The following is an 18,541-nucleotide window of genomic DNA, read 5'->3' as shown; positions in this document are numbered from 1 at the left end:
CCCGGATGCGATCAGATCGCATCCGGGCCTCGCTCCGTTCACCAGCTCAGGTCAGAACAGCAGGTTCGTGAGCCGTGCCCGCGCAACCCCCACGCGGGGGTCCGCGACGCCCACGACGAGGAACAGATCGAGGAGGCGCTCGCGCACCGTCGTCTTGCCCTCGGCGTCGAGCTTCGGGAACAGCGTCAGCAGGCGGTCGAACGCGTCGTCGATGTGACCGCCCGACAGGTCGAGGTCGGCGACGTCGAGCTGCGCATCGAGGTCGTCCGCGTTGGCGGCACCTCGCTGCCGGATCTCTTCGAGCGTCTTGCCCTGGAGCCGGACGAGGAGCTGCACCTGGGCGAGGCCGGCGCGAGCCTCGTCATCGGCGGGGCGCTCAGCGAGGGCGCGCTCGTAGGCGTCGATGGCTGCGGGATAGTCCCCGCGCTCGAGCGCCTCGAAGGCTTCAGCGTGCAGCGGCGGGAGCGGCGGTGCGGCAGGCTCGGCCTGGTCCTGGGCCTCGGCCTCAGGTGCTGCATCGACCGCGACGTGGCCTGTGAGACCCTGCTGGGCGGCGACCTGGAGGATCTCACCGACGATCTGCGTGATCTGCTCCTGGGGCGGGTTGCCGGAGAAGAGCTGCAGCGGCCGACCGCCGATGATCGCGATGACCTGCGGCTGCTGCCCGAGCTGCGGATGCGCATCCAGGTCGACCCGCACGAGCACGATGCGTCCTTCAGCGCTGCGGACGATGTTCGCGAGCACGGGCGAGAGGGCCTGCGCATCGCTCGACCAGGCGGCGTGCATCTCGACGATGACGGGCAGGAACTGCGAGAGCTGCATGAACTGCTCGAGCGTCTGCTCATCAGCGTCGACCACGAGGTCCGGCAGCGTCGCGACCGGCTCTCCGGTCGCTGGCTGGGCGGGCTGTCCTGGTGCGCCGGCCGCCGGAGCTCCGGGCTCCTGACCTGCCGGCGTGTTCGCGCGCTGGACGAGCGAGGAGAGATCGACGGCTCCGTAGAGACTTGCTGGGTTGAGTGGAGGGGTTTCAGCCATAGGTAACCTCGTTGGCGTTGAGCTGGCGTGCGCCGGTCATGGTGTTGGCGTAGCCGAGCAGTTGGACTGCGCCGCCTGTCGCTTCAGACGGCACGTAGAACATGAGCTGGTTCGTGTAGAGCGTCTCGAATCCGAGCGACGAAGAGCTGGCACCTGCAAGAGCGGCGGTGCGCCCCTGGACGCTCAGCGTCGCGAGCTGCGTGCGTGCGCTCAGCTTCTCGACTTCCTCGATGGAGACCGCGATGATCGCTCCCCCGTCGAGCGTCTGCACTCCGAAGGGAGGGTCGTCGCTCTGCCGCGTCTGGAACTCGATCCGCGCCGCGTTCGCGTCGATCTCGCCCGAGACCGTCGCCCTGGCATCCGCGATCTGGGTGCGCAGGGAATCTCCGTCCGGCGAGAAGAGTGCGGCGAACTGCGAGCCATCCCCGTTGCTGATGACATCGGCGTACGCCGCAGCGAGTTCCTCGGGGGCGATGACGAGCGGCTGCTCGAGACCGTCGATACCGGGGGCCCCGATCTCGACTGGGGCCGCCTCCGGCAGCGTCACGTCGGGAGTGAGCTGCACGATGGACGCGACCTTGAAGCTGTCGCGGGCCGACGACTGCGTGAGCATCATGCCGAACGGTGCCGTCGGCGTCTCTCCGCCGGCTTCACGAACGACGAAGATCGACTTCGGCCATGCCTCGGAGGCTTGCGGAACGGCATAGACGATCTCGCCGGTGGGGAAAGCCACGGGGCCGGGCAGCGCGTTGTCGGCGGCCTTCGCCTGGTACTCGGCAGCGCGCTCCTGGTAGGCGGCCTGGGTGAATCGCGGCGCCAGCCCGTCCGCCTTGTTGGCGGCGTCGGCTTCCTGGGCGAGCTTGGCGGCGTCGTCGAGGATCTCCGTGAGCTGCTGCGCGTTCACCGCGGGCAGTGCCTCGCCTTCGGTGAGCAGCGCTTGGTCAATCGAGGAGGTCGGGGTCGGGGTCGTCGGCGCACTCGTCGACCCGCCGAACTGCTCGGGCCAGAAGTCAGCAGAGCATCCGGAGAGCGCGATCGATCCGACCAGCAGTACCGGAATGAGCCTGAAGAGTCGCTTGGGGGCCTGGCTCCGGTCGCGACCGCGGGGACGGCGCCACTGCTGAGGCTCAGCAGCGGGCGCCTCGCCGGATGGTGCGGTCGCATCGGGCCCGGGTGCACCGCCAGCGGGAGGCTCCCCGCCGCCGTTGGAGTCGTCGTCCGACTTGTCTGCGTCCGGTGTGTCTGTGTCATCGCCCATCGACGGCGCTGCCGGCTCAGCCGGGGCGTCGCCCGCATCGGGTGACGTCGCTTCTTCCTGGCCGCTCCAGCTGAACGGGTCGTCGACCGCCGGAGCATCAGGTGCCTGGCCCATTGCGGGTGCCTCAGCGCTCGGGGCCCGGAAGGAGGGGAAGGCGGCAGCCTGGGTCTGCTGATCTGCATCGTCGACGGTGGAGGCCGGCGGTGCCCAGGTGGGCACGGGCTCCTCAACCGGCTTGAAGCGTTCGTGGTCTGCCTCGGCGGCACGCACGTCTTCTTCGGAGAGCCGGACAGATTCGGCCACGACGCTCTGAGACTGCTCGATCGGATCGACGTCAGACGAATCGAGCCCGTCGTCCGCTACCTGCGTCGACCCCTCGAAGGAGAACGCCGGCGTAGCCGCGGTTCCCCCGTCAGAGGCGGGAACGACCACGGGGATCTCGGAGTCGAGCTCCTCGCGAGCCTGTCGTTGCGGCTTGGAGCGGCGGCGCATGCTCAGCAGCGCCCAGAGCAGCAGGCCGAGAGAGATCAGCAGGAGGACTCCGCCGCCGAGCAGCAGAGGACCGGCCATGGGCGCGCGTCCGTCGAGCGGCCAGGAGATGGAGACCTCGTTGGGCGCGGAAGCCTCGCCGTCTGACTGGACGAGCAGGGCGAAGCCGACGGGAAGCGTCTGCTGCATCTCGAGCTGACCCTCCCCCTCGTACTCCTCGAACCAGAGGTCGTTGCCGAGGATGTTGGGGGCTGTCGTCTCATCCGCAGAAGCCTCGCCCGGTGTGAAGACGAGGGCTCCGCTCGTGTCGTCGAGGGTGACGATCTCGTGCTGCGTCGTGCCGACCCAGCCTGCGATGTCCGCCTGGCGCCCGATCGCGACGCGAATGGGGCCATCGCCGCTGATCGTGATGGATTGCGTGCCCGCGTGCTCGATGAGCGTGTCGCTGGGGATGACCAGCAACGGCGACTCTTGGGTCAGCGTGCCCGACGCGACGACCGTGTCAGCGGCCCTCGCTTCCGTGACCTGCAGCCAGCCGACGACAAGCAGCGCCGCACTTCCGAGGAATGCGATCGCGGCTAGGATGAATCTCACTGAGTGACTCCTTCTCGAGTGATTGCGCCGTGCATCGTTTGTGCGCTCGACGTGCTCCTCTCGCGAGGGTGCCGTCGTCTTCCATGAGGTTCATGAAGACTCTCGACCCCTCAATCTAACGCACCGTGCCCGCACTTCCCCTGGAATACGCCGGTTTCGCCCCGGAAAGCGGTGAAAGCTCCGGCGGTCCCGTCTCGCGAAGCGGCGATTTCAGAAGAGATGTCTCCGCCATTCCGCGCCTCATCAGGGCGCTGCTCGGAGCCGCCGTCTAGACTTCAGGACGTGCGCAGGCGGTCGGCGCGCACCTGCACCCTGACTCACGCGGAGGCGTCCTTGGCATTCGACGACATCAACTTCAACACGGCGATGCGCGGCTACAACCGCGAAGAAGTCGACGAGGTCATCAGGTCACTGCGCACGCAGCTCGCCCAGGCCGGCAACCAGGATTCCGGTGCGAGCCGCGAGATCGCAGCGATGCGGACCCGCATCAAGCAGCTCGAGTCCGAGCTCAACGAGGTCGGGAACCCCACCTACTCCGGCCTCGGCACCAAGCTCGCGGGTACGCTCGCGACGGCTGAGCAGCAGGCGCAGAAGCTCACTGCCGAGGCGCAGCGCGAGGCAGACAAGATCCTCAGCGAGGCGCACCGGAACGCGGCCCGCATCCACCAGGAAGCCAACGACTACGCGGAGCGTGTGACTCGTGAAGCGGATGTGCGCGCCTCGCGGGTGCTGAGCGATTCCCGCTCCGAGGCCGACAGCCTCCTCGAGAACGCGAAGCAGGAGGCCGATCTCACTCGGACCAACCAGGAGCGCGAGATCGAGACGGTCAAGGACCAGGTCACGACCGAGCTGCGCGAGCTGCGTCACTCGACCGACCTCGAGATCAGCGCGTTGCGCGCATCGGTCGACGAGGAGCTGGCCACGAAGCGTCAGGCCGTGGAGAACGAGATCGCCGAGTCTGCGGCTCGCCTCGCCGAGCGGCAGCGGGAGATGGAGAAGGCCCGCGCCGATTTCGAGCGGGAAGCCGCGGCTCGCCGCACGCAGATGGAGCACGAGCAGGAGGCGGAGCGTCAGGCCGCGAAGGGCGAGCTCGACGCACTCCGCGAAGGTTCCGTGCGGGAGATGAACGCGAAGCGCACGGAGCTCGATGTCGAGCTCTCGAAGCGCCGCAACGCGTTCGAGCAGCAGCTCGTGGCCGCTGGCCGCAAGGCCGAGGCCGCCGCGAAGAAGCTCATCGACGATGCGACCGAGCAGCTCGCCGACCTCAACCAGCGCAGCGAGCAGGTTCGACGCGAAGCGGGCAAGATCATGGCGGATGCGCGTCGCCGCGCGCAGGAGACGCAGGACCAGGCGGAGCGCAAGGCAGCCGACCTGCTCGAGACCAGCAACAAGCAGGCTCGCGAGCGCAACACGGAGGTCGAGCAGCACACGCAGAGCCTGCTCGACAACGCCGAGCAGCGCCTCTCGGAGCTCCGCGAGGAGCGCGACCAGGTGCAGAGCTACCTCGACCAGCTCAAGCGGGCCTTCTCGCGCACCGACTTCAGCCTTCCCGAGGCCGACGAGCAGATCACGAAGCGGCCCGCCGCGGACGAGAGCGAGGCGGCAGCTTCGGGCGCAGACGGCGCCGAGGCGCATGCCTTCGCGCTCTCGAGCAGCGGCTCGCAGCAGGAGCCTGAGGCTGGGGCCGACGACGAGAGCGCGACGTCCGAGACGGCAAGCGAGCGCTCCGACGAGAGCGCCTCAAAGGAAGAGCCGGTCCCTGCTCAGGCCGCGGGCCAGGGCGGCGGACAGAACCCGAACCAGAAGCGCGGAGCGCCCCGCCAGCGGTAGGCCCAGCGTGCCATCTCGACTCGCCCCGCGCGTCTAGACTCGGATCCCGGCCATCGGCCGGGATCCGACCAGGGGGAATACCGCATGCGCATCGAGAATCCGTTCAGGCTCGGCTTCGTCGCGACGGTCGGCGTGCTCGTAGCCCTTGTCCTCGGTGGCATGATCGCTTCGCTGAGCACGATCCTCACGTACATCGGCGCAGCACTGTTCCTGGCGCTCGGCTTCGAGCCGATCATCGCGTTCCTGGAGCGCCACCGCTGGCCCAGGTGGGCGGCGATCATCTCCTCGCTGGGAGGCGCTGCTCTCGCCCTCGGTCTCGTCGTGTGGGCGCTCATCCCGAGCATCTCGACCCAGGTCGAGCAGCTCTCGGCGCGCTACACGTCGATCGTGAACGACCTCGCGGGCTCGAACGTCATCGAGTGGGTTGACGAGCGCTTCCCTGATCTCCAGGCTCAGGAGTTCGTGACCGACGCACTCGAGTGGCTGCGCAACAACCTTGCCGCGATCGGCGGCGGCGTGCTCGAGGTCGGCTTCGGCATCGTGAACGCCTTCTTCGGCGTGCTCATCGTCTTCATCCTCATGCTCTACTTCGTCTCGAGCATGAACAGCATCAAGCGCGGCTTCTACCAGCTCCTGCCGGCCTCGCGCCGAGCCCGCACGGCCGAGCTGACTGAGCAGATCACGGCGTCCGTCGGGAAGTTCGTCCTCGGGCAGCTCGCGCTGGGCCTCGCGAACGGGATCCTGTCCTTCACGTTCCTCTCCATCATCGGCGCTTCGATGCCCGCCGTGTTCGCCATCATCGCCTTCCTCGGCTCGCTCATCCCCCTCGTGGGAACCCTGTCGGCGTCGGTCATCATCGTCGTGCTGCAGCTGGCGCTCATGCCGGTCGACAGCAGCGTGTGGTGGATGGCCGCCATCTACTACGTCGTCTACATGCAGGTCGAGGCTTACGTCATCAGCCCTCGCATCATGAGCTCGGCCGTGCAGGTACCCGGCGCCATCGTGGTCATCGCCGCACTCACCGGAGGTACGCTCCTGGGGCTCCTCGGTGCTCTCGTGGCGATCCCGATCGCGGCGGCCATCCTCCTCATCGTCAAGGAAGTCTGGATACCGGCGCAGAACGAGCGCTAGCCTCACGGCGGGGCAGGCCGAACGCGGCACGGCTCGTTCTCCACCTATGATTCGAGACGTGCAGAGCATCCAGTGCCCCCGTTGCGCGTCGCTCGTCATGCTCGAGTCGCTGTCCTGCGACGCCTGTGCGACGCCGATCGCCTTCCACGACGAGACGCAGGCCTTCGTCGATGTCAGCGGCGGCGCCGTCCTCGTCGGCGGCAAGTTGTGGCGGGAGTGCGGCAACCGGAGCTGGCGGTGCAACTGGCTCGTGGAGGACGGCATCGCGACCTCGTCGTGCCTGTCGTGCAGGCTCGTTCGCAAGCGCCCTGAGTCCGACGACACCCTCGCGCTCGAGAAACTGGCAGAGGCGAACGCCGACAGGCGGCGCCTCCTCGCGCAGTGCCTGCACCTGCGCCTCCCCATCGAAAGCTACGCGGAACGTGACGGGGGTCTCGGATTCGACCTGCTCTCGAGCAGGAGCTCAGGCCAGCGAGTGTCCATCGGCCACGCGAATGGCATCATCACGATCGACCTTGCCGAGACCCTGGATGCACACCGCGAGGCCCTCCGAGTGCGTCTGGGCGAGCCGTACCGCACCCTGCTCGGTCATTTCAGGCACGAGATCGGCCACTACTACCAGTCGATCCTGCTCGACGACGAGACGCTCCTCGACGAGTGCCGCGAACTGTTCGGGGACGAGCGCGCGAGCTACCGGGAGGCGCTCGAGCGCCACTACCGCCTGGGCGCCCCCGAGGGCTGGTCGGCGTCGTACATCTCCGAGTACGCGACGATGCACCCCTGGGAGGACTTCGCCGAGACTTTCGCGCACTACCTGCACATCCTCGGATCGCTGTGGACCGCCGCCGCGTCGAACGTGGTGCTGCAGCCGGCGACGAGCCCGCTCATCGACTACACGGAGGAGCCCATCGAGCGGGTGCTCGCCGACTGGCACGAGGTCTCGCTGCTCCTGAACCGCTTCAGCAGAGCGATGGGCCAGAACGACCTCTACCCGTTCGTGTTGAACGCACCCACCGAGGTGAAGCTCGGCTTCATGCACCGGATCGTGACGCGGATCACTCGCCGCTCGGCCACGACGAGCTGAGCGGAAGCGCCGCGGGGTTCATGCGCTGCACGATCTCCGTGAGCACTCGCTTCGTCTGTCTCTCCCCCACCCACAGGTGCCTGCCGTCGTCGACGGGCACGAGCTCGAGGTTGGGAAGATGCGCGATACGCTGCGCCGCCTCGTCGGGCTTGAGGAAGTCGTCGTGCTCGGGCACCACCATGACAACCGGGATGCGCGCATCCGCCCAGCGGTCGAGCTCGGCTTGGCTCGTGCGCCTCAGGGGCGGGGACAGCAGGATGAGGCCCTTGACGTCCGCATGCTCGTGGCCGTGCTTGAGCGCGAGCTCGGTGCCGAACGACCAGCCGACCAGCCACGGGTTCGGCAGTCGGCGCTCTCGGACGAACGCCATGGCGGCTTCGACATCGGCGCGCTCGGTCTCGCCATCGCCGAATTCACCGTCGCTCGTGCCTCGTGGGGAGCTCGTGCCTCGCGTGTTGAAGCGAAGTACAGCCAGGTCCGCCTGCGCGGGCAGACGCAGCGATGCCTTGCGCAGCACGTGCGAGTCCATGAACCCGCCCGCGGTGGGCAGGGGGTGCAGAGTGACAAGTGTCGCGACCGGCTCGCGGTCGAGGGGCAACGCCAGCTCCCCCACGAGCGTCAGGCCGTCACTCGTGTGCAGCTCGATCTCTTCGCGGCGAGCTGGCAGCTCCGTTCCGCTCCTGATCTCGATGGACTCGCCCGCTTCTCGGGCCGTCGATGCGTCGGTCATGCCATCCTCCAACAGTGGTTGTGCCAGTGGCGGCGGGCCGCCAAGGCGTGCTCGTCTCCGAGGATGCCCTCGGCCCGCCAGACGACGACGTGCGCGACTCCCGCCTCGACGGGGTTGGAGCAGCCGGGACACACGTAGTCCTTGACCGCGCGCACCGCAGAGATCGGCTGCACTGTGTAGGAGACGCCGCGGCGCACCTCCGTGCGGCGCCAGCCGTCGCGGAGACGCTCCAGCTCGTCGGCCTGGCCGGCAGCGCGGTCGGCGGCAGCCTGCTGCCTCTTCGCCGCGCGACCCCCCTTCGTCCTCGGGGACGGATCACCGCCTGGACGGCGGGATCGGTTCGAGCGGGGCATGACAACCATTCTAGGAAGCTCGTGGGAACCGAGCTGACAGACAACGCCGCGTGACCCTGAGGTCACGCGGCGTCGTGTGGCTGAGCCCGGCGGGCTCGAGACGTGCATCAGTACCAGTTGTTGGCTTCCGAGTGCGCCCACGCGCCGCACGGGGTGCCGTAGCGGCCCTTGATGTAGTCGATGCCCCAGCGGATCTGCGTCTCGGGGTTGGTGCGCCAGTCGGAGCCGTGCGTGGCCATCTTGCTGCCGGGAAGCGACTGGGGGATGCCGTAGGCCCCGGACGAGGGGTTCTCGGCCGCCGCGTTCCAGCCGGACTCGCGCTGCCAGAGCTTCTCGAGGCAGGCGAACTCGCCAGTACCCCAGCCCATGGACGCAACGACGTCGGCGGCAACCGCCTTCGAGGTGCCCGGGTCGGGCGCAACGTAATCGGGGCTGCTGTTCGACGACGACGAAGAAGAAGACGAGGACGAGGAAGAGCTGGACTCTTCCTCGGTCGGCGTCGGAGTGGGGGTCGGCGTCGGGGTCGGGGTCGTCACGACGATGCCGGCCAGATCGTTGTCTCGCGGAGTCGCAGTCGGGGCGGCGGCGCCCTCGTCCTCGACCACTGCGTCATCGCTCGCATCGACGGCGGAGACGAGGCTGACCTCGTATCCCTGGGCCCCGGCGGCGGTCAGGTCCGCAACGCTCGGCGCGATCGCAAGAGCTGGGGAGGCGCCGCCGGCGACACCCGCCTGCAGGATGGCCGTGAGCGCAAGGGCGCCGACAGCGGTGCTCGCGGCGATGGGGACGATGATCTTCGCCCGTGAGCGTCGTGCGGCCGTCGGACGCGCTGCTCGCGTCGAGCCTGTGCGCTGCAACGTGGTCATTGATCTCCCGGGGTTGGAACTAGGGACTCACCGAGGATAACGGAATGGTCACGGAATGGCAACGAAAACGGCACCAGCCGCCCGCCGCATCCCGTCGCCGCTCCCCCGATCAGTAGCAGCTCCACTGCCCCCAGCCGGCCTTCGCCTGCAGCATCTTTGCGCGCATCGTCTGCTCTTCACGCGATGCGTCGGATGGGAGGCCCGTCCCACCGACGGACTGCCAGGTCGGAATCGAGAACTGGTACAGACCGTAGTAGCCGGCAGGATTGATGGCCTTCGGATTGTTCGTCGACTCGCACTGTGCGATGCGCGCCAGCGTGGCGTCGATGCTCGGGTCAGAGGAGACGTCGACCTCTTCGTAGGAGGATCCGCCTGATGAGGAGTTCTTGCTCGAGTTCGAGGGTGCGGGCTCCGGCTCGGGAGTCGGGGTCGGGGTCGGGGTGACCACGACGATGCTGGCGATGTCACTCGTGCGGCTCGTGTCCGCCGGTGCCGCATCCACTGCGGAGACGAGGCTCACGGCGTAGCCCTGCGCCCCAGCGGCGGTCAGCTCGTCGACGGATGCGACGGAGACGACTTCGCTCTCACCATCGCCCTGGACCCCCAGCTGGACGGTCGCAGTGACCGCGAGAGCAGCGATCGCGATCCCTGCCAGGGTCGGAACGATCACGCGAGCTCCCGCACGTCGGCGGAGGCCTGCGGGCCGTGAGGCCCGCGTCGAGCCGGTGCGGATGGCGGTGGTGGTCATGCGGGTACTCCCAGGTGGTTCGCGGTGGCGAGGTGCTCAGCCGAAGGTGACGCTGCGGTCGTGCCGGGCAGCTTGTCCGAGGTCAATAGGAGCCGTTGTGCTGGTTCCAGGCGGCGCACGGGGTGCCCCACGCTCGGTCGATGTAGTCGATCCCCCACTTGATCTGCGTCAGCGGGTTCGTCTTCCAGTCGGCGCCCATCGTGGCGAGCTTCTCAGCGGGCCACGACTGCGGGATGCCGTACGCGCCGGATTCGGCGTTCTCGGCCAGGTAGTTCCAGCCGGATTCCTTCATCCACAGCTTGTCGAGGCAGGACATCTGGTCAGCACCCCAGCCGTACTGGGTCTTGACCATCTCCTCGGTGATCTTCTTGAGCGAGGCGGGGTCGGTCGGCACGACGTCGATGCTGACGCTCGAGCCCCGGTCGTCGATGGTGGTCCCTTGCGAGCTCTCCCCCGAGACGGCGAGGACCGCGTAGGCCTGGGCCTGCTCCTGCGACAGCTCCTGAATGCTGGGGCTCAGCGACGCGTCGGCCGAGGCTGTGGCCCCGGCACCCGTGAGGGTGGTCACTGCGATGGCCCCCGCTGCGACGACGCCGAGCGCCGATGAGCCGAAGATCGCGGCGCGGCGCTTGGCGCGAGTCTTGCGACGCTGGCGTGCACGCTCTCCGCGAGTTGCAGTGGTTTCCGGCATGGAGCTCCAACCGATGGGCCTAGGGGACCACGCAATCGTAACGGGGAGGTCACGATTTGACAACGCTCAGGCTCTGCTGAGGTGGCAGGTGTACCTAACGAATGGCGAGCATGACGTCGATGACGGCGTCGATGAGCAGGTCGACCTGCGTCTCCTTGTAGCCGTGGCGCTTCGGCGTGAACGCGACCCCGCGGACCTCGCGGAGCGACATGGCGGTTCCACCGCGCAGGAAGTCAGCGAGCCTGCTGGAGAACTCGTCGACCTCCTTGACGTCGTATCCACGCTGCAGGACGGAGACGCGATCGAAGCGCTCACCGTCTTCGCGACGGAGCCGAGCGAGGACCGCCCGAGCCGTCGTCTTCGTCTCGCGCAGGAAGACATCACGGCCGACCCGGTCGATGTGCTCGTCGCGTTCGCGGATGGCGACGGCGTCCTCGAGACGCTCGAGTGCCGCGTCGACGTGCGGGGCGGAGTACCCGCCCTTGCGCATCGTGAACGCCGTGTGGCGGATGCTGCTCGTCGAGAGGCGCTTGCCCTGCGTGCCGTTGTCGAAGTTGTCGTAGCGCTGCCGGGCGACGCGGAATGCACGGTCGACCTCTTCGGCGTCGTAGCCGAGGGTGCCACGAGATGCCAGAGGGAATGAAGTGCTGCTCACGCGGACCATTCTGCCGCATCACGGGCGAACATGTCGCACGCCTCCCCGATGGAGCATCACCAGAGCGTCGAGTCTGCGCTCCAGAAGTACAGCGCGAACGCCATAGCTCCCGACGGGAGGATCGAGTCGATGCGATCGAAGAACCCGCCGTGCCCGGGCAGCCAGGAGCTCATGTCCTTGATCTTGAGGTCGCGCTTGATCATCGACTCGGTCAGGTCGCCGGCCGTGGCGGTGATGAGCAGCAGTGGGCCCATGATCAGGCCGAACCACCAGGCCTGATCGAGGAGGAAGATGCTGACGAGGATGCCCACAACGATCGAGGTGAGGCCGGCTCCTGCGAACCCCTCCCAGGTCTTGCCTGGGCTGATCTTCGGCGCGAGCTTGTGCTTGCCGAAGTTGAGGCCGAAGACGTACGCGCCCACGTCCACGGCCACGACGATGATGAGGAAGCCGAGCACCCACCACTGGCCGTCCTCCTGCGAGGTGAGGAGCACCGTGAACGAGCCGAGGTACGAGACGTAGATGAGGATGAGCGCGGCGGCCAGGAAGTCAGCCCAGACGGCTTTCCGCGGTGGCCGATCGCTGGCTACCGAGGCTTCCACGAGTCGCCACACCGTGACGACGAAGACGCCGATGAGCAGCGCGAGCCACTGCCCGACGACGTCGAAGTAGTAGGCGACAGGTTGGATGGCGACGGCTGCGACGACAAGCGGGATGCGCGGCACGTCGCGCCCGGCCCCGCGCATGGCGCTCGCGAGCTCGATCGTCGCGAAGATGACCATCGCGACCGCGAACGGGATGAAGAGCTGCTTGATGAAGATGAGGCTCGAGATGAGCAGCGCCCCGAGCACGACGCCGAAGAAGATCGCGAAGGCCAGGTTCCGCCCGCTTCGAGCGTTGATCGCGTCGTTGCGTGCCCGCAGCTTGTCGCGCTGCTCCCTCACCTGGGTCCGTGCCTGCTGTGCGCGCGATTCCAGATCGTGGAGGATGTTCGTCCCGGTGTCACTCAGGCGCGATGATGAGCGGAGCGGGGTCAGGGGCGGCGCCGGAGCGCCATCGCCCATGACCGGGAGATCGTCGGCAGCCGCGGAGGCTTCGGCCGCTGATGCGGCGTCGCCCTCGCTGGCGGCGGGACCGAAAGCGCTCGGCGTCTCGCGCGCTTCGGACTCCGCCTCTGTTTCCCGGACCTCGCGGTCCAGGCGCTCGCCGGGGTCTGCCCCGTCACTCCCAGTCGTGGACACGAGCGACTAGACCTCGAGAAGCTCGGCTTCCTTGTGCTTGGAGGCCTCGTCGATGCGATCGATGTGCGCCTTCGTGAAGGTCTCGAGTTCCTTCTCGCCGCGAGCGATATCGTCCTCGCCCACTTCGTCCTTCAGCGCTTCGAGGTCGGCCTTCGCCTTGCGACGGATGTTGCGGACGGCGACGCGCGCCTCCTCCGCCTTCGTCTGCACGAGCTTGACGTACTCCTTGCGGCGGTCGGCCGTGAGCTCCGGCATGACCACGCGAATGAGGTTGCCGTCGTTGCTCGGCGTGACACCGAGGTTCGGCCGCGACACGATGGCCTTCTCGATCTCCTTGAGCGCCGACTTGTCGTATGGCGTGATCACGAGAACGCGAGCCTCGGGCACGGCGATCGACGCGAGCTGCTCGAGCGGCGTCGCGGTGCCGTAGTAGTCAACGGGGATCTTCGTGAAGAGCTGGGGGTTCGCCCGCCCCGTTCGCACTGTCGAGAAGTCTTCCTTCGCGTGGTCGACGGCCTTCGCCATCTTGTCTTTGGTCTCGGTGAGCACGTCGTTGATCACGGGGTGTCCTTTCCAGGGCGTTCTGCATCATCCTACCGAGATGGTCGGATGCGCACGCCACGCTCGAAGGCGCGGCGCGCTGACGAAATTGTCGCGGGGTGGCGCTTGCGGTCGGAGCCCTCGACTAGTCGAGGCGCGACGTGACGAGCGTCCCGATGTCCTCGCCGAGGATGGCGCGGGCGATGTTGCCCTCTGGACTCATGCCGAAGACGCGCATGTCCATGCCGTTGTCCATGCAGAGGCTGAAGGCGGTCGAGTCGACGACCTTGAGACCACGCTGGAGCGCGTCCTGGTAGGTGACCGAGTGCAGCAGCTCGGCGCTGGGGTCCTGGCGCGGGTCGGCGGTGTAGACGCCGTCGACACCGTTCTTCGCGACGAGCACCACATCTGCTCCGACTTCGAGCGCGCGCTGTGCGGCGACCGTGTCGGTCGAGAAGTACGGGAGCCCGGCGCCTGCGCCGAAGATGACGACGCGGCCCTTCTCCATGTGGCGCTTGGAGCGGAGCGGAATGTACGGCTCGGCGACCTGGCGCATCTCGATGGCGGACTGCACACGGGCGGGGGTGCCCGCCTGCTCGATGAAGTCCTGCAGTGCGAGGGCGTTCATGACGGTGCCGAGCATGCCCATGTAGTCGGCTCGCGCGCGGTCCATGCCGGCGTTCGCGAGCTGGGCGCCTCGGAAGAAGTTCCCTCCGCCGACGACGATGGCGACTTCCACGTCGCGTGCAGCAGCGGCGATCTCCTTGGAGATGCTCGTGAGCACCTCGGGATCGACACCCATCTTGCCTGCACCGAACGCTTCGCCAGAGAGTTTGAGGAGAACGCGTCTGCGCGGGGCCTGTGGTGACATTTGTGCTCCTTGTGGGATCGCTGATCGTCCACGAGCCTACCTTGTGCGGAGCGCGCACGATTCTCAGCGGGGCTCCTCGAGCAGACTCCGGGAACACGAAACGGGGCCGGATGCTTTCGCATCCGGCCCCGAATTCGTGTGCGTCTGGCGTTAGGCGCCGACGCGGATGCGACCGAAGTCGACGACGTTGACGCCTGCGGCGTCAGCGATCTTCTTCACGGTCTGCTTGTTGTCGCGAGCGTAGTCCTGCTCGAGGAGCACGATCTGCTTGAAGAAGCCGGTCAGGCGTCCCTCGATGATCTTCGGAAGGGCTGCCTCTGGCTTGCCCTCGCTCCGAGAGATCTCCTCGACGATGACCCGCTCCTTGTCGATTGCCTCGGCAGGAACGTCCTCACGGGTGAGGTACTGGGGGTCGAACATCGCGATGTGCTGAGCGATGCCGCGAGCCGTAGCCGCGTCGTCGCCCTCGTACGCCACGACGACGCCGACCTGCGGTGGCAGGTCCTGCGAGGTGCGGTGCAGGTAGATCTCGAAGTTGGCGCCCTTGAGGAGGCTCACCTTGCGGAGTTCCATCTTCTCGCCCAGGATCGCGGCGACGCCATCGATGGTCTCCTTGACGGTCGTGCCGTCGACGGGGGCGGCAAGCGCCTCGTCGACGTTCGACGCGCCAGCGGCGGCCACAGCATCGAGCACCTTCTCGGAGAGGGCGATGAACTTGTCGCCCTTGGCAACGAAGTCGGTCTCGGTTGCGAGCTCGATGAGCGTCGCGGTGCCGTTTCCGTTGTCCTTCGCGGCGACGAGGCCTTCGCTGGTGGAGCGGTCAGCGCGCTTCGCGTTGCCCTTCGCACCCTTGAGGCGGAGGATCTCGACGGCCTTTTCCTTGTCGCCGTCGGCCTCTTCGAGCGCCTTCTTCGTGTCGACCATGCCAGTACCGAGCTGCTCGCGCAGCTCCTTGACATCAGCGAGGGTGAAGTTAGCCATGTGTGGGGTTCTCCCTAGTGCTTGAAGTTACTTGGACTCTTCGACGGCTTCGACAGCCTCGGCTGCTTCAGCAGGCTCGGCGGCCTCGGCAGGCTCAGCTGCCTCGACAGCCTCGGCCTCGGCAGGAGCCTCGGTCTCAGCAGGAGCTTCGACGACGGCCTCAGCGGCAGGAGCGTCGCCCTGCAGCAGGTCGTTCTCCCACTCAGCCAGCGGCTCGACCTCGGCCTGGCCTTCGGTCGGCTTCTGGTGGCGCTGGATCAGGCCCTCAGCTGCTGCGTCGGCGATGATGCGCGTCAGCAGCGCAACGGAGCGGATGGCGTCGTCGTTGCCCGGGATCGGGTAGTTGACGTCGTCCGGGTCGCAGTTCGTGTCGAGGATCGCGATGACCGGGATGCCGAGCTTCTTGGCCTCGTCGATCGCGAGGTGCTCCTTCTTGGTGTCGACAACCCAGAGCGCCGAAGGCGTCTTCGAGAGGTTGCGGATACCACCGAGCGACTTCTCGAGCTTGTCACGCTCGCGACGCTGGATGAGGAGTTCCTTCTTCGTGAAGCCGCGCGTCGTGTCGTCGAAGTCGACGAGGTCGAGCTCCTTGAGACGGTTGAGGCGCTTCTGGACGGTGCCGAAGTTCGTGAGGAGGCCACCGAGCCAGCGCTGGTTCACGTAGGGCTGGCCCACGCGCGTCGCCTGCTCGGAGATGGACTCCTGAGCCTGCTTCTTGGTGCCGACGAAGAGGATGGTTCCGCCGTGTGCGACGGTCTCCTTGACGAAGTCGAAAGCAGCATCGATGTAGCCCAGCGACTGCTGGAGGTCGATGATGTAGATGCCGGACCGCTCGGTGAAGATGAATCGCTTCATCTTCGGGTTCCAGCGACGGGTCTGGTGCCCGAAGTGCACGCCGCTGTCAAGCAGCTGGCGGATGGTGACGACAGCCATGGTCGTTCTCCCTATTCGAATGCGCATTCCTGCGCGCGGTTGTTCTCTGCGACCGGCGGCCGCACAGCCTGGTGCCCAGCGCGCATCCGCTCTCGCACCGAAGTGCTGGAGACCGATGGATGCACGCCTCGATAGGCACGCGAAGTCAGCCCGCATGGCGGGCTGCTGGCGTCAGTCTACACACGAGCGGTGGCGCAGGGAACCGGTGCACGGACTCAGTTGCAGCCGACCCTGTGGACAGGCGTCCTCCCCACCTCGTGGTCGCCTGCCGCGGGGGCCCGCGCACCGAGCACCACGATGACAGCATGCACCGCGCCCCAGACTCCCCAGCGTCCGCCGACCACCCCCGGCACCGTCTCGCGACGCTCACCCTCCTCCTGCTCATGGTCAGCGCGGGCCTGGGCGGCCCTCCGCACGCATCCGCGACTCCGAGGATGTGGAGCTGGCCCGTCGAAGCGCCTCCGAACGTCGCTCGCGGATTCGATCTCGCCGCCCGGTACGGGGCGGGCCACCGTGGCATCGACATCTCCGCGGCACCAGGCGATGACGTCCGCTCCCCTGCCTCGGGAACCGTCACGTTCGCTGGCTTCGTCGTCGACCGACCGGTGCTGTCGATCCAGCATGCCGACGGCCTGCTCGCCAGCTATGAGCCGGTCGTCACACAGCTGCGACCCGGAGACGTCGTGTCCTCCGGCCAGCGCATCGGTGAGCTGAGCACATCACATCGCCATACGCCCGAAGGGGCCCTGCACCTCGGAGTTCGACGGGACGGCGCCCACCTCGACCCCGCCCCGTTGTTCGAGGTGCTGCGACCTCCTGCGGCTGTCCTGCTTCCCCTCTACCGATGAACAGCCGACGCTCGCCACGACCCACATCAGAAAGGCACCACATGTCTCCTCTCCACCAGCAGCGACCGCCCTCGCACGCCGAGGCTGCCCATCACACCGCGCACTCCCCATCACGCTGGGTCACTCGGCTTCCTCGCGCCGCGGCTGGCCTCTTCATGCTCGCCATGACCGCGTCGTTCCTGCTGTTCTCCGGAGCGCAGACCGCGAGCGCCGCCGGCTACGGCCCCGGCTTCGACGACGCCCAGAACGGCGGACAGGGACGTATCGGGGCCTACAGCTTCGAGGGACGCAGCGTCTACTGCCTGCAGCCGTGGCTGCCCCGCCCGCTCGATGAGACGACGAAGGGAAGCATCGTCGATGGCGAGCAGTTCCAGATGAGCGACGACGACACAGCCCGCGTGAACTGGGCCATCTCGACCCACGGGCAGTCCGCAGACCCGACGGTGACCAGCGCCGTCGCCATGTTCGTCTGGTCGCTGGCGGCCCCCGGAAGCTACTCGGGCCACGCGGTGAGCGGAGACGAGCACTACCTCGGACGTGTGCCCGAGGAGAAGCGGGCGGACGTCGGCAACACCCTCGCGGCCATTCGCGCGGATGCGGCGCAGGTCGGCGCCAGTGCGCCGGTCGACCTCAAGGGGAGCCTTGCGTTAACGACCGACGGGGCAGACTCGAGAACGGGCACCGTCACCCTGGCAACGGAGGTACCCGGAGCCACGGGAACAGTGGTGCTGAGCGGCGCGACCTTCGTCGCCACCGGCGCCGAGACCTCGACGCTCCGAGGCGGAGAGTCGGCCCCGATCCTCGTCCCCGCCGCGGCCTTCGACCGCGGGCCCGTCACGGTGAGCGGCACCGCGAGCGTCACCTCCCCGTCTCAGCCCTGGGCCGCGAAGATCCTCGTCCTGCACACGCCAGGCGCTCAGCTGCTCGGCGGGAGCGGCGGCACCCTGCCTGGGGAGTTCACGGCCGTCGGCCAGGACCGAGTGCCTCGCGTGCCCGTCGCGACGCCGACCCCAACACCCACGCCGACACCGACACCCACGGCCACGCCGACCTCAACACCCAAGCCGACACCCACGGCAACGGCAACGCACACACCAACGACTCCGCCCACACCAACGGCCACACCGACAGCCACAGCCACGGCCACACCGGCACCGAGCGTGACCCCGAGCGCTCCTCCGATCCCTGCGAGCTCTGCCCCGACGAGCCCGCCCGTCAGCGCCGCGCCGCCCACGGCCCCTCCGGTGACGGTGCCTCCAGAGAATTCGAACCCACCGCAGGGCTCGAACCCTCCGGAGATCCCCAGGCCGAGCACGACTCCCACGGCAACGCAGAGTGCCACCGCGTCGCCGCCGGCGTCCACGACGCCGGTGCCCAGCGCGAAGGCGGGCACTCCAGCGCCGAGCACGGCGCCCACGTCACCGCTGGCCGCCAGCTCGACAGCCGCAGAACCATTGCCGTCGAGCTCGCCAGACGCCCTTGCCCAGACCGGCGCCGCAGGTATCGGATGGCCCCTGCTTCTGGGCGCCGGAGCGCTTGTCATCGGCATCGGAGCACTCGCCTGGGGGCTGCTGAGCCGCCGACGCCAGGCCTGACCCGCCTCGACAAAGCGGAGCCAGATCCGCGAGGACGCAGGCACGCCTCGACGGCCAGACCCGGCCGT

General features: G+C 67.9%; 18 protein-coding genes. 5 read left to right on the top strand and 13 right to left on the bottom strand.

The window, feature by feature from the left end:
• Positions 1-51: 51 nt before the first annotated feature.
• The gene (locus tag ITJ67_RS18030) at positions 52-1,035 is read right to left on the bottom strand and encodes a tetratricopeptide repeat protein (RefSeq protein WP_194678540.1); all 984 of its coding nucleotides are present in this window, start codon (positions 1,033-1,035) and stop codon (positions 52-54) included.
• On the bottom strand, positions 1,028-3,376 hold the full coding sequence (locus ITJ67_RS18025; RefSeq protein WP_194678539.1) for a hypothetical protein: 2,349 nt from the start codon (positions 3,374-3,376) through the stop codon (positions 1,028-1,030). Before ITJ67_RS18025 ends, ITJ67_RS18030 begins: the two co-directional genes overlap by 8 nt.
• Positions 3,377-3,709: 333 nt before the next feature.
• Here ITJ67_RS18025 and ITJ67_RS18020 point away from each other — a divergent pair, with 333 nt between their 5' ends.
• The 3 genes from ITJ67_RS18020 (at position 3,710) to ITJ67_RS18010 (ending at position 7,421) form a co-directional block, all read left to right on the top strand.
• Positions 3,710-5,206 (top strand): DivIVA domain-containing protein, encoded by a 1,497-nt coding sequence (locus ITJ67_RS18020; RefSeq protein WP_194678538.1) that lies wholly within the window; start codon positions 3,710-3,712, stop codon positions 5,204-5,206.
• A gap of 84 nt (positions 5,207-5,290) precedes the next feature.
• Entirely contained in the window at positions 5,291-6,337 is a 1,047-nt protein-coding gene (locus ITJ67_RS18015; protein ID WP_160072475.1) for an AI-2E family transporter, read from the top strand.
• 58 nt (positions 6,338-6,395) lie between these two features.
• Positions 6,396-7,421, top strand: a complete 1,026-nt coding sequence (locus tag ITJ67_RS18010; RefSeq protein WP_323741500.1) for a zinc-binding metallopeptidase family protein — start codon at positions 6,396-6,398, stop codon at positions 7,419-7,421.
• Here the strand turns inward: ITJ67_RS18010 and ITJ67_RS18005 are convergent.
• The 11 genes from ITJ67_RS18005 to rpsB form a co-directional block, all read right to left on the bottom strand.
• Entirely contained in the window at positions 7,393-8,151 is a 759-nt protein-coding gene (locus ITJ67_RS18005) for an alpha/beta hydrolase (RefSeq protein WP_194678536.1), read from the bottom strand. The two genes, ITJ67_RS18010 and ITJ67_RS18005, sit on opposite strands and share 29 nt — an antisense overlap.
• The gene (locus ITJ67_RS18000; RefSeq protein ID WP_228503296.1) at positions 8,148-8,504 is read right to left on the bottom strand and encodes a hypothetical protein; all 357 of its coding nucleotides are present in this window, start codon (positions 8,502-8,504) and stop codon (positions 8,148-8,150) included. Before ITJ67_RS18000 ends, ITJ67_RS18005 begins: the two co-directional genes overlap by 4 nt.
• Positions 8,505-8,611: 107 nt before the next feature.
• The gene (locus ITJ67_RS17995; RefSeq protein ID WP_194678535.1) at positions 8,612-9,370 is read right to left on the bottom strand and encodes a transglycosylase SLT domain-containing protein; all 759 of its coding nucleotides are present in this window, start codon (positions 9,368-9,370) and stop codon (positions 8,612-8,614) included.
• 109 nt (positions 9,371-9,479) lie between these two features.
• Positions 9,480-10,118 (bottom strand): transglycosylase family protein, encoded by a 639-nt coding sequence (locus ITJ67_RS17990; RefSeq protein ID WP_194678534.1) that lies wholly within the window; start codon positions 10,116-10,118, stop codon positions 9,480-9,482.
• 82 nt (positions 10,119-10,200) lie between these two features.
• Positions 10,201-10,809: a lytic transglycosylase domain-containing protein gene (locus ITJ67_RS20375; protein ID WP_160072485.1), complete on the bottom strand. Its 609-nt coding sequence runs from the start codon at positions 10,807-10,809 to the stop codon at positions 10,201-10,203.
• 94 nt (positions 10,810-10,903) lie between these two features.
• Positions 10,904-11,464: a DivIVA domain-containing protein gene (locus ITJ67_RS17980; RefSeq protein WP_374953083.1), complete on the bottom strand. Its 561-nt coding sequence runs from the start codon at positions 11,462-11,464 to the stop codon at positions 10,904-10,906.
• A 56-nt stretch (positions 11,465-11,520) separates the two neighbouring features.
• A complete protein-coding gene (locus tag ITJ67_RS17975) occupies positions 11,521-12,705 on the bottom strand; it encodes a phosphatidate cytidylyltransferase (RefSeq protein ID WP_236558465.1) in 1,185 nt (394 codons plus the stop codon).
• A gap of 6 nt (positions 12,706-12,711) precedes the next feature.
• The gene (frr, locus tag ITJ67_RS17970; RefSeq protein WP_194678533.1) at positions 12,712-13,266 is read right to left on the bottom strand and encodes a ribosome recycling factor; all 555 of its coding nucleotides are present in this window, start codon (positions 13,264-13,266) and stop codon (positions 12,712-12,714) included.
• A 124-nt stretch (positions 13,267-13,390) separates the two neighbouring features.
• Entirely contained in the window at positions 13,391-14,116 is a 726-nt protein-coding gene (pyrH, locus tag ITJ67_RS17965) for a UMP kinase (RefSeq protein ID WP_194678532.1), read from the bottom strand.
• 150 nt (positions 14,117-14,266) lie between these two features.
• Positions 14,267-15,097: a translation elongation factor Ts gene (gene tsf / locus ITJ67_RS17960; protein WP_104240687.1), complete on the bottom strand. Its 831-nt coding sequence runs from the start codon at positions 15,095-15,097 to the stop codon at positions 14,267-14,269.
• A 27-nt stretch (positions 15,098-15,124) separates the two neighbouring features.
• On the bottom strand, positions 15,125-16,030 hold the full coding sequence (gene rpsB, locus ITJ67_RS17955; RefSeq protein WP_104298832.1) for a 30S ribosomal protein S2: 906 nt from the start codon (positions 16,028-16,030) through the stop codon (positions 15,125-15,127).
• A 305-nt stretch (positions 16,031-16,335) separates the two neighbouring features.
• On the opposite strand from rpsB, the gene ITJ67_RS17950 reads away from it, so the two are divergent.
• Both ITJ67_RS17950 and ITJ67_RS17945 read left to right on the top strand, forming a co-directional pair.
• Complete coding sequence (locus ITJ67_RS17950) at positions 16,336-16,878, top strand: murein hydrolase activator EnvC family protein (protein ID WP_194678531.1); 543 nt, start codon at positions 16,336-16,338, stop codon at positions 16,876-16,878.
• 41 nt (positions 16,879-16,919) lie between these two features.
• Positions 16,920-18,473 carry a hypothetical protein gene (locus tag ITJ67_RS17945; RefSeq protein ID WP_194678530.1) on the top strand — a complete coding sequence of 518 codons (1,554 nt, stop codon included), beginning with the start codon at positions 16,920-16,922 and terminating at the stop codon, positions 18,471-18,473.
• Positions 18,474-18,541: the final 68 nt, after the last annotated feature.

This window comes from Pseudoclavibacter sp. VKM Ac-2867 (assembly GCF_015351275.1).
Lineage (GTDB): Bacteria > Actinomycetota > Actinomycetes > Actinomycetales > Microbacteriaceae > Pseudoclavibacter.
Note: the sequence above shows the minus strand (reverse complement) of the source record. Positions and strands in the feature narration are given on the sequence as shown.

Bases quoted from the DNA above. Each gene is read 5' to 3' on its own strand.
- ITJ67_RS18030 (WP_194678540.1), bottom strand. From the start codon at position 1,035: ATGGCTGAAACCCCTCCACTCAACCCAGCAAGTCTCTACGGAGCCGTC.
- ITJ67_RS18015 (WP_160072475.1), top strand. From the start codon at position 5,291: ATGCGCATCGAGAATCCGTTCAGGCTCGGCTTCGTCGCGACGGTCGGC.
- ITJ67_RS18005 (WP_194678536.1), bottom strand. From the start codon at position 8,151: ATGACCGACGCATCGACGGCCCGAGAAGCGGGCGAGTCCATCGAGATC.
- ITJ67_RS18000 (WP_228503296.1), bottom strand. From the start codon at position 8,504: ATGCCCCGCTCGAACCGATCCCGCCGTCCAGGCGGTGATCCGTCCCCG.
- ITJ67_RS17995 (WP_194678535.1), bottom strand. From the start codon at position 9,370: ATGACCACGTTGCAGCGCACAGGCTCGACGCGAGCAGCGCGTCCGACG.
- ITJ67_RS17990 (WP_194678534.1), bottom strand. From the start codon at position 10,118: ATGACCACCACCGCCATCCGCACCGGCTCGACGCGGGCCTCACGGCCC.
- ITJ67_RS20375 (WP_160072485.1), bottom strand. From the start codon at position 10,809: ATGCCGGAAACCACTGCAACTCGCGGAGAGCGTGCACGCCAGCGTCGC.
- pyrH (WP_194678532.1), bottom strand. From the start codon at position 14,116: ATGTCACCACAGGCCCCGCGCAGACGCGTTCTCCTCAAACTCTCTGGC.
- tsf (WP_104240687.1), bottom strand. From the start codon at position 15,097: ATGGCTAACTTCACCCTCGCTGATGTCAAGGAGCTGCGCGAGCAGCTC.
- rpsB (WP_104298832.1), bottom strand. From the start codon at position 16,030: ATGGCTGTCGTCACCATCCGCCAGCTGCTTGACAGCGGCGTGCACTTC.
- ITJ67_RS17950 (WP_194678531.1), top strand. From the start codon at position 16,336: ATGCACCGCGCCCCAGACTCCCCAGCGTCCGCCGACCACCCCCGGCAC.
- ITJ67_RS17945 (WP_194678530.1), top strand. From the start codon at position 16,920: ATGTCTCCTCTCCACCAGCAGCGACCGCCCTCGCACGCCGAGGCTGCC.